The organism is Microbacterium sp. B24, assembly GCF_000333415.1.
Taxonomy (GTDB): Bacteria; Actinomycetota; Actinomycetes; order Actinomycetales; family Microbacteriaceae; genus Microbacterium.
Genome location: NZ_BADB01000390.1, coordinates 1 through 2030 on the forward strand (window position 1 = coordinate 1; position 2030 = coordinate 2030).

Genomic DNA, 2030 nt, shown 5'->3' on the forward strand with positions numbered 1-2030 from the left:
GAGCTCGGTCCCGGGGATCCTCTAGAGTCTCTCTCGCGCCGACGTGCTGCTTGCGGAGATCGAGGCCAACAACCCTGAACTGCATGCGGGACTCATCGAACTCGCCGAGGCGTGGGACGACCGCGATCGCCGTGGTCCCGCGGTCGACCGTATCTGGCCCAAGCTGCCGAAGATCGCGATCGACTACGTGGTGGCCGAGCCGGCCGCCGAGAAGGGGCGCCTGGCCGTGGTGCCCGGCCACTTCGACTGGGACGACGTCGGTGATTTCGCCAGTCTCGCCAAGCTCAACAGCGGTGGGCGCAAGAACGACCTCGCCATTCTCGGCGAGAACGCCCGCATCCTCTCCGATGCGGCCAGCGGCATCGTCGTCAGCCACACGAAGAGGGTCATCAGCTTGATCGGCGTGAAGGACATCGTGGTCGTGGATACTCCCGACGCGCTTCTGGTCACCACGAGCGAACACGCCCAGCGCGTGAAGGGCGTCGTCGACGCGCTGAAGCTCACCGGCCGCGGCGACGTGCTCTGATCACGAGCCACCGGGCAGGATGCCGCGTTCGTGTCGGCTTGATTGCGTCTTTGTAACCTTTCGCCCGCACCCGGGTGTGCAGCGTGCAAATCCCACGTCACAGTAGGTAACTTCGATCCGTGCGCCCGCGAAATCCGCGGGTCTATCAATGTGGAGGCTGCATTGACCATCTCGACCACCAAGAAGCTCGCCGGCATCACAGCTGCCGCGGGGCTCATCATCGCCCTCGCCGGTTGTGGCTCGGCCCCGACCCCCGCAGGCTCCGGCTCGGCCGCTGCCGGCGGCACCGTCGTGGACGGCTTCAAGCCCTGCCTGGTCTCGGACAACGGCGGCTTCAACGACAAGTCGTTCAACGAGTCGGCCAAGAACGGCATGGACAAGGCTGCCGCAGAGCTGGGCGTGAAGCCCCTCGAGGTGGAGTCGAAGTCCGACAACGACTACAAGCCCAACATGGACGCACTGCTGTCGGGTGGCTGCACGTTCATCGTGTCGGTCGGCTTCAAGCTCTCCGCCGCGACGGTGGAAGCCGCCAAGGCCAACCCCAATGTCAACTTCGCCATCATCGACGACTCCGCCGACACCGACCAGGACGGCAAGACCGACGCTCCGAACATCAAGCCGCTCCTCTTCGACACGGCTCAGGCTGCGTACCTCGGCGGCTACGCCGCCGCCGCGTGGTCGCAGGCATCCGGCGTGAACAAGGTCGGCACCTTCGGCGGCATGCAGATCCCGCCGGTGACCATCTTCATGGACGGCTTCGTCGAGGGCGTCAAGAAGTACGACGCCGACAAGGGCGCGAACGTCCAGTCGTTCGGCTGGGACGCGGCTTCGCAGAAGGGCTCGTTCACGGGTGACTTCAAGGCGAACGACACGGCCAAGCAGACCGCGCAGGGCATCCTCGACCAGGGTGTCGACGTGATCCTGCCCGTCGGTGGCCCGATCTACCTGTCGGCCAGCGCCGCCATCAAGGACAGCGGCAAGAACACCGTCATGCTCGGTGTCGACTCCGACCTCGCCGTCGCCGACCCCTCGGTCGCCGACCAGATCCTCGTCTCCGTCATGAAGCGCATCGACACCGCGGTGTACACCGCCGTGACGCAGGCGTCGCAGGGCAAGTTCGACGGCACGCCGTACGTCGGCACGCTGGAGAACGACGGCGTCGGCCTCTCGTCGTTCCACGACTACGAGAGCAAGCTGCCGGCCGGTCTGCAGGACGAGCTGAAGGCGCTGCAGGCGAAGATCGTCAGCGGCGAGATCAAGGTCACCTCGCCCAGCTCGCCCAAGTAATCCACGAGCACGAGAGCGGGGCGTTTCNCCNGCCGGCNAAGCGCCCCGCTCTCTTCTCGTGCCCGACCTCTCTGGATAGGGTCACACGTATGAAGCTTGATTTGCGTGGCATCACGAAGCGGTTCGGATCGCTCGTCGCCAACGAACCACATCGACATTCGTCGTCGAACCGGGGCAGATCCATGCCCTGCTGGGTGAGAACGGTGCCAGGAAAGTC

1 protein-coding gene and 1 pseudogene are annotated in these 2030 nt (G+C 65.4%); both read left to right on the top strand.

Annotated elements, in window-relative coordinates:
• Window positions 1–28: 28 nt before the first annotated feature.
• Window positions 29–526: pseudogene (locus tag I5I_RS11675) on the top strand (mannose-1-phosphate guanylyltransferase); the annotation flags it as partial.
• 162 nt (window positions 527–688) lie between these two features.
• Window positions 689–1813: a BMP family lipoprotein gene (locus I5I_RS11680; protein WP_036319636.1), complete on the top strand. Its 1125-nt coding sequence runs from the start codon at window positions 689–691 to the stop codon at window positions 1811–1813.
• The last annotated feature ends 217 nt before the right edge of the window (window positions 1814–2030 follow it).